Genomic DNA, 8,131 nt, shown 5'->3' with positions numbered 1-8,131 from the left:
TTTTTCTCTCATTATACAAGAAAGACCCTATAGAATAGACTTTTTTTTAAGTGTCTATTCTATAGGGTACATTTTACGGGCTCTTCTTCCTTTTTCTTGTATGTATTTGCGCTAATGGTTATAACGAACACCTTTTTTGAGAAGAGTAGAAAATGAATCAGCATGAATAGGCTTGCTGTAGTAGTAGCCTTGAATCAATTGACAATTATTTTTTTGAAGGAAACTCACGTGTTTTTTCGTTTCTACACCTTCAGCGATAACTGACATTCCTAATGTATTTGCTAATGTGATGATTGTTTTAATAATTTCCATTCCATCGTCACATGTTTCAGACATTGTAATAAATTCTCGTGGAATTTTTAACGTATCGATTGGATATAAAGGTAAGTAAGCTAGCGAAGAATAGCCTGTACCAAAGTCGTCGATTGAAATGTGAATCCCTAAACTTTTTAGTGTACGCAGTTTTATCAATGTTTCTCGCTCATCCATCATTGCAATTCGCTCTGTTAACTCAAGATCGAGAGAACTTGCTGGTAAACCTGTATTTGCTAAAGTAGAAGAAATAGACTTTACAAAATCCTCTTGTTCAAATTCTTTAGCAGATAAATTCACACCTATTTTTAAATGTGAATATCCGAGTGAGTGCCAACGTTTCATTTGCTCACAAGCCTGCTCTAATGTCCATTTTCCTATTGGAATGATTTGTAGTGTTTCTTCTGCAATCGGAATAAACTCGTATGGAGAAATAACGCCTAATTCGGGATGATTCCACCTGATTAGAGCTTCTGCACCGATAATTTTATTAGATTCACTATTAACTTGAGGTTGATACAAAAGGAATAATTCTTCATTTTGTATTGCATTTGGTAAATCTTTCTCTAATCGTAATCGTCTTTCAATTTTTTTAGCGATTACATCGTCATAAATAGAGACAGCGTTAAGCTCTTTTGCCTTTGCATCATACATTGCAACATTAGCGTTTTTCAAAAGTGTAGCGGTATCGATTCCAGAATGTGGATAAATAGCGATGCCGATACTCAGTGATAAAGTTAATGTATATTCATGTATGACAAACGGCTTTTCTATGCTTTCAAATAATTGGTTACATAACTCGAATAAGGCATATTCGTCAGTATAATTTTCAATTAAGATTGTAAACTCATCACCACCAATTCTTGACAGATGAGTATGTGATGGAAGACATGATTGGAATCGCTTTGCAACTTCTTCTAATATGTAATCTCCGGCCGAATGTCCAAGTGTATCGTTGATTGCTTTAAAGCGATCGAAGTCTAAATATAATAATGCAAACTCGTTTTCTGTTTTTTTAGCACTTTTTATAACTTTTTTTAATTTCTTATGGAAAAAGGCACGGTTCCCAATTTTCGTTACAGTATCATGGAATGCTAAATATTTAATTTCTTCTTGCTGTTTTTTTAGTGCAGTAATATCTTTCACCATAATATAGCTTCCTGAAATTTGACCGTCTATCATAATAGGGACGATGGTAACGTATAAAAAATAAGTAAAGCCATCTTTATATTGAGAACTAAGTTGTATGGATGCCGATTCTTGTTGTTTCACTTTTTCTAATGCTGATGCTAGTTTATGTTTATCTTCATCTAAAATAATCGAAAAACAAGTTTCACCAAGTAACTCATCCGTTGGTGCACCGAGTAGTATACTTCCAGCTTTATTTACATTTAAGAATACGCCATTTAAATCAATTGTAAAAATAGGGTCAGGATGATATTCATATAATGATTTGAATTTTTGTTGCTTTTGAGATAGAGCCTCTGATTTATGAACTAAATCTGAAGTTCGTAATCTAACTTTTTCTTCCAATTGGGCATTGAATACTTGTAAACGTTTGGTTAGAGAATTGTTTTGCATACGTACAATAGAATGACGAATGAGTACGAAAATAAAAGCAATACAATTTCCCGTAATGAGAATGGAAGATGCTGTTTGTTCTTTTAACGTAAACCCGATTAGTATTGCAACAGCAAGATAGGGAAATACAACTAAAGCCTTTTTTCCTATTATAGGGTTTACAATGAAATAATTTTTATGACTATTACGATCTTCTGAAATAGATCCAGCTATTGCAATAAGTAATATAGGTATTCTATATAAAAGACGTAATAGTGTTATCGTTTCAGTTGATAAATGGTTATGTAAGTAAAAATAAATATAGTTAAAAGTTGCAGAACTTATTAATACAAAAATAAAGATATAAATTTTCCGTTTAGAATTAAAAATTGTTGGACGGAAAAAGAGACTAACACCTAGTAGAAGAAATAATAAATCTGCAATTGGATATAGAAATGAAAGGAAAACATCTCCTAGTGAAAGAGAGAATATATTTAAATTTGGTTGATTAAATAAATACCACTCAATGTGAATATGGAAGTAAGTACTATGCATATATCACAAATAAAGAACGCTTTTTCCCATTTATCGCATTCTTTTAGGATTTTATAGCAGAAAGCGATAAGACAGAAGAGTAGAAAAAGCATATAAAACACATCAGAAATAGTAAAACGATGTATTGGAATTTTGAAGAAACTCTCTTGATATGTATATACTATTTTTCCTAATAAAAAACTACCAATTGCTCTCGTGATACATATCCAAAACGGATTTGAACTAACTTTTTTAGAATATATAGAATAAATGAGTGATACAAATGTAATGGCTTCAACAATAAGGGAAGCAAAGCGTACATCCGAATTTGAAAAATGAGTGGGGAACAGATAGAAAAACATAAAATAGATTGAATAACACATTAATGTTCCAATTAATATACATAGCTGTAAATTTTTATTTAATTCCAATAAAATCACCTTCTTTAATTATGCACTATATTCGTAATATCTATACATAATAATATTATTTAAGAATTGTATCAGATTTCCTTATAAAAATCATGTTTATAAGGAAGTTTTGAAAAGTGTAATTGCTCTAAAAAATGAAAAATATTGCATTTGATAGTATATACTGTATAAAGATTTTAAATAGAAATTGTATATTTAGTCATCTTTTGAATTGTAAAGGTTTTTTAGTGATTTGAAAGTAGAGAGGCAAAATTGCATATAAAATGATAAAGGCTTTTTTGAATTTTAATTTTTGACTGATAGAGGTTATTTTAAGTAAGACCTTTGTATGTATTTATTCTTATACTAATGAGTAATTTCAAAAATGTGTTACGTATGTACAATAATACGTAACACATTTTTGAAATTTTTAGTATGGGAGGAAAATCATGAAAAATTTGGTGAAGTTTCGAATTGCACGTCCGACGAATAAGTTTGAAGAGGTTATAGCATTCTATGAAAAAGGATTAGGCTTAAAACGTATAGGTGAATTTTACGATCATGAAGGTTATGATGGGGTCATGTTTGGGCTCCCAGATGAAGAGTATCATTTAGAATTTACAAGACATATTGATGGGAGTCCTTGTCCAGCTCCGACAAAAGATAATTTACTTGTATTTTATATGAGTGAAGATAGTGAAATGAAAAAGGTGAGTAAAAGGCTGCATGCATTGGGATACGATGAAGTGGAACCAGAAAATCCATATTGGAAAGATAAGGGGATAACGATTGAGGACCCAGATGGTTGGAGAATTGTGTTGATGAAAATAGAAGAATAAGGGGTAACAAAACTGATAAGAACAAGGTTTCAAATTGGATAGGGTAAAATAAATCAGCTTTCTTCTAGGAAATAAAAATAGAAGGAAGCTGATTTATTTTTAGTCTGAAAATTTAAATTTGACAATCAATTGTAGGGGATGTAAATTGGGAACGTGTATTCTTATAAATTTGATAGTGTTGCCATTCAAAAGGAATGTATAAATAGGGAGGATTTTTTATGTTATTTCGAATTGAAGATGCAGAAATATACTATGAAATTGTTGGAGAAGGAAAACCAGTCATTATCATACATGGCTGTGCTCCTGACCATAGGTTAATGATGAAATGTATGGAATCAGTATTTCAAAAAGATGAAGGTTATAAGCGAATATATATTGATTTACCTGGAATGGGAAAGTCGAACGCTCCAGATTGGATAAATAGTTCAGATCATATATTAGAAGTGTTAACTATGTTTATTGAAGAAATCATTCCAAAGGAAGATTTTTTACTAGTAGGAGAGTCTTTCGGTGGATATTTAGCTAGAGGGATACTTTCAAAAATGTTTGAGAGAGTCAATGGACTATTATTAATATGTCCTGTGGTTGTTGCGATGCAAAAAGAAAGATGTTTACCGGATAAACAGATAATTGTACAAGATAAGGAGTTTTTAAATACGTTAACTTCTACCGAAAGAGAAGAATTTAGCGAGTTAGCAGTAGTAGCAAATGAATATACATATAAGCGATTTCAAGAGGAAATTAAGCCGGGGTTAGATGTTGCTAATTATGAGTTTATTGAAAGGTTGCAAAAAAATTACTCTCTTACTATAGATTTTCACCGTAAGAAATATGAGAAACCTGTTCTGTTATTAGCCGGAAGACAAGATATATCGGTAGGTTATCAAGATATTATAGAAATTATTGATGATTACCCAAGAGCGACATTAGCGGTGTTAGATATGGCAGGGCATAATTTGCAAATTGAACAGCCTGAATTATTTGAGAGTTTAGTAGGAGAATGGATTAGACGAACAAATCAGCAAAGTTTATAAAAAACGAATGAATATTTTCAAGGAGGAAGTATGAATACATATATTTATATGGTTAGGCATGGTGAATCACCAAAATTAGAAGGGAGTGAAAGAACACGGGGATTAACTGAAAAGGGAAGTTTAGACGCTCATAGAGTAACGGACATATTAAAAGCAGAGGCAATTGATACTTTTATTTCAAGTCCGTATAAAAGGGCTGTGTTAACGATAGAAAAAGCAGCCAATTTCTATGAAAAAGAAGTATTAATATATGAAAATCTCAAAGAGTGTATGTTTTTAAGTGAGAATCAGGTTATATCAGATAAAGAAGTGTATCCACTTGTAAAGAAGATGTTCTCTAATCCGGATTTTGCACGAACGGAAGGAGAGTCATATACGGATTGCCAGAGAAGAGTAGTGAAAGTATTAAGAGAAATCTTAATGGATTTTCAAGGACAAAAAATTGTAATTGGTACACATGGGCTTGTCATGACATTAATGATGAACTATTTTGATGAACAATATGATTTTGAATTTTTAATGAATACGTCAAAACCAGATATATATAAGATGGAATTTAATGAAGAACAATTAATGAATGTAGAGAGATTATGGAAAGCGGAATAAAGTTGGTTGTATGGATTTTGTTGTAAAAGTTACTTTTATAGCAAAATCTTTTTTATTTCAATAGAAAGCATTTTTATCAACTATTTTTAGAATGTTAAATCAATAAGTAATTATTCAGTTTCTGAATAATATAATTAAAAATTGGTTTAAGCAAACAATTTTAAATGTGACAAAACTCCAAACGTTGGATTTATATTCAATAGGAGAAAAAGATGTAGAAGTTTGTCTTACTGTCCTCGTTTACTTTTTATTTCATTACATATAGGCTTTGTGGTGTAAGGGAGGACATCACCTTTACGCAAAATCTATAAGGAGGTCATTGTAATGAAACAAATTAAAAAGTTTGCGGGAGTTGCTTTAGCGGGGACGATTGGATTAAGTGGACTACTGTTTTTAGAACCAAGTATAAGCGCTGCGGAATCACAGCAAGTGAAAGAGGAGAATTTCAATGCAATTGATGTATCGATGAATCTAAATGAATTATATGTATTAAGTGGCAGAAGCATTGATATTCTTTCTGGAGATAAAGAAGCAATTCAGCTAAATAAATACACAATTCGTTTTAGTAAACCCGGGAAGTACATTATTAGGGTAAATGGTTGTATTTATAACGATGTATATACTTTTATTGTGAATGGTTAGTATATCTTCTTAAATTATGGAATAAAAAAGAAACGCCCTATTTGCGGTGAGAATCGTAAATAGGGTGAATTTATTTGTATTAAATTGTACTTTAAACATGTTCACTAATTTTCTTTTTGTTATGTAGAGTATGTAAAAGTGTTTGAAATACCTTAAATGATTGCTGAAAGATTGGACTTTGAATAAAGGTATACAGAAAAGTTACGATAAAAACAGGACCACCTAGCATAAATCCAATAACTAGTACAATGCATTCTACAATGATTCGAGCACGGCTAATAGATAGACCTGTTTTGTCGGAAATAGTAAGCATGAATCCATCACGAGGTCCAGCACCAATTCCAGCCGCAACATACATACCTCCACCGATACCTGTAATGGCAATACCAGAAAATAAAATGAGTAAGTTTATCCATAAATAATCACTAGCGTTTGGAAGAATATTTGATTGTAAGAAAAAGTCCATAATGGGACCGATAAGTAGTGCATTTAAAAATGTTCCCACATTTATATATTTTCGATCTACTAGTAAAGAAATGAGAACGAGACATAACCCACATATGACACTCCACGTACCAATCGTCCATCCAAACCTTTGGTAGAGAGCCATATTTAAAACTTCCCAAGGATGTAAACCGAGAAATTTTACTTTGACTGCAAGAGCATTTCCAAGCCCAAAGAAGATTAACCCTAAGAAAAAAAGAAAATAGCGAAAGAGAGTTAGCCTCATTTTTAAAACCTCCCATATTGTATAATTATGTATATTACATGTAAGGGTTTTAATGTACAAATTTTACGACTTTTCAGCCGGTATTTAAAATAGCTAAAATACAAATGAAATATATGTATTCACAGTCAAAAAAGTTAAAATATTTCGTCTCAAGGATTATAATAGAGAAAGAAGTATAAAAGGGAGTGAATGAATTTGAAACAAGAACTTATTGAAAGATTTACGAGATATGTAAAGATTGATACGCAATCAAATGAAGACAGTCATACAGTGCCAACAACACCAGGACAAATTGAGTTTGGTAAGTTATTAGTTGAAGAGTTAAAAGAAATTGGGTTAACAGAAGTAACGATGGATGATAACGGATATGTAATGGCAACACTTCCGGCTAATACGGATAAGGATGTTCCTGTAATCGGCTTTTTAGCACATTTAGATACAGCAACAGACTTTACTGGAAAAAATGTAAAACCACAAATTCATGAAAACTTTGACGGGAACGCAATTACATTAAATGAAGAGCTTAATGTTGTATTAACGCCAGAACAGTTCCCAGAATTACCGTCTTATAAAGGACATACGATTATTACAACGGACGGTACAACACTGTTAGGAGCAGATGATAAAGCTGGTCTTACAGAAATTATGGTTGCAATGAATTATTTAATACATAATCCGCAAATTAAACATGGGAAAATTAGAGTTGCGTTTACGCCGGATGAAGAAATTGGCCGCGGCCCAGCGCATTTTGATGTAGAAGCGTTTGGCGCTTCATTTGCTTATACGATGGATGGAGGTCCATTAGGTGGTTTAGAGTATGAAAGCTTTAATGCTGCAGGTGCTAAGTTAACGTTTAACGGAACGAATACACATCCTGGAACAGCGAAAAATAAAATGCGTAACGCAACTAAACTTGCTATGGAGTTTAATAGCTATTTACCAGTAGAAGAGGCACCAGAATATACAGAGGGGTATGAAGGATTCTATCATTTACTTTCTTTAAATGGTGATGTTGAGCAAAGTAAAGCGTATTATATTATTCGAGATTTTGATCGTGAAAATTTTGAAGCGCGTAAACATAACGTTGAAAATATTGTGAAGCAAATGCAAGAGAAGTATGGACGAGATGCAGTCGTTTTAGAAATGAATGATCAATACTATAACATGCTTGAAAAGATTGAACCAGTGAGAGAAATTGTTGATATTGCATATGAGGCAATGAAAAGTTTAAATATCGAACCAAATATTCATCCGATTCGCGGTGGAACAGATGGATCACAATTATCGTATATGGGATTACCAACCCCAAATATTTTCACAGGTGGTGAAAACTATCACGGTAAATTTGAGTATGTTTCGGTAGATGTTATGGAAAAAGCTGTTCAAGTTATTATAGAAATTGCAAGACGATTTGAAGAACAAGCTTAAAAAAGAACCAAGTAGTGCAAAAACGCTACTTGGTTT

6 protein-coding genes and 1 pseudogene are annotated in these 8,131 nt (G+C 32.1%); 5 read left to right on the top strand and 2 right to left on the bottom strand.

Going from position 1 to position 8,131, the window contains the following annotated elements; all coding sequences use genetic code 11:
• Window positions 1–111: 111 nt before the first annotated feature.
• Window positions 112–2,837 (bottom strand): annotated as a pseudogene (locus PDQ33_RS21520) (putative bifunctional diguanylate cyclase/phosphodiesterase).
• A 428-nt stretch (window positions 2,838–3,265) separates the two neighbouring features.
• On the opposite strand from PDQ33_RS21520, the gene PDQ33_RS21515 reads away from it, so the two are divergent.
• From PDQ33_RS21515 to PDQ33_RS21500, 4 genes are all read left to right on the top strand, one after another.
• On the top strand, window positions 3,266–3,655 hold the full coding sequence (locus tag PDQ33_RS21515; protein ID WP_061131621.1) for a VOC family protein: 390 nt from the start codon (window positions 3,266–3,268) through the stop codon (window positions 3,653–3,655).
• Window positions 3,656–3,873: 218 nt separating this feature from the next.
• Window positions 3,874–4,689 (top strand): alpha/beta fold hydrolase, encoded by an 816-nt coding sequence (locus tag PDQ33_RS21510; RefSeq protein WP_061131622.1) that lies wholly within the window; start codon window positions 3,874–3,876, stop codon window positions 4,687–4,689.
• Window positions 4,690–4,719: 30 nt separating this feature from the next.
• Window positions 4,720–5,295, top strand: coding sequence for a histidine phosphatase family protein (locus PDQ33_RS21505; protein WP_061131623.1), 576 nt, complete (start codon window positions 4,720–4,722; stop codon window positions 5,293–5,295).
• Window positions 5,296–5,619: 324 nt separating this feature from the next.
• Window positions 5,620–5,937: a hypothetical protein gene (locus tag PDQ33_RS21500; RefSeq protein ID WP_000809486.1), complete on the top strand. Its 318-nt coding sequence runs from the start codon at window positions 5,620–5,622 to the stop codon at window positions 5,935–5,937.
• Window positions 5,938–6,028: 91 nt separating this feature from the next.
• Here the strand turns inward: PDQ33_RS21500 and PDQ33_RS21495 are convergent, their stop codons facing one another.
• Window positions 6,029–6,667 carry a YczE/YyaS/YitT family protein gene (locus PDQ33_RS21495; RefSeq protein WP_001241263.1) on the bottom strand — a complete coding sequence of 213 codons (639 nt, stop codon included), beginning with the start codon at window positions 6,665–6,667 and terminating at the stop codon, window positions 6,029–6,031.
• Window positions 6,668–6,862: 195 nt separating this feature from the next.
• On the opposite strand from PDQ33_RS21495, the gene pepT reads away from it, so the two are divergent.
• Complete coding sequence (gene pepT, locus PDQ33_RS21490) at window positions 6,863–8,095, top strand: peptidase T (protein WP_000806991.1); 1,233 nt, start codon at window positions 6,863–6,865, stop codon at window positions 8,093–8,095.
• Window positions 8,096–8,131: the final 36 nt, after the last annotated feature.

Origin of the sequence: Bacillus cereus group sp. Bc031 (assembly GCF_027716265.1) — a bacterium.
GTDB classification, from domain to species: Bacteria; Bacillota; Bacilli; order Bacillales; family Bacillaceae_G; genus Bacillus_A; species Bacillus_A paranthracis.
This window is presented reverse-complemented; position numbering and strand designations above follow the sequence as displayed.

Coding starts and splice junctions, on each gene's coding strand:
- PDQ33_RS21515 (WP_061131621.1), top strand. CDS start 3,266: ATGAAAAATTTGGTGAAGTTTCGAATTGCACGTCCGACGAATAAGTTT.
- PDQ33_RS21510 (WP_061131622.1), top strand. CDS start 3,874: ATGTTATTTCGAATTGAAGATGCAGAAATATACTATGAAATTGTTGGA.
- PDQ33_RS21505 (WP_061131623.1), top strand. CDS start 4,720: ATGAATACATATATTTATATGGTTAGGCATGGTGAATCACCAAAATTA.
- PDQ33_RS21500 (WP_000809486.1), top strand. CDS start 5,620: ATGAAACAAATTAAAAAGTTTGCGGGAGTTGCTTTAGCGGGGACGATT.
- PDQ33_RS21495 (WP_001241263.1), bottom strand. CDS start 6,667: ATGAGGCTAACTCTCTTTCGCTATTTTCTTTTTTTCTTAGGGTTAATC.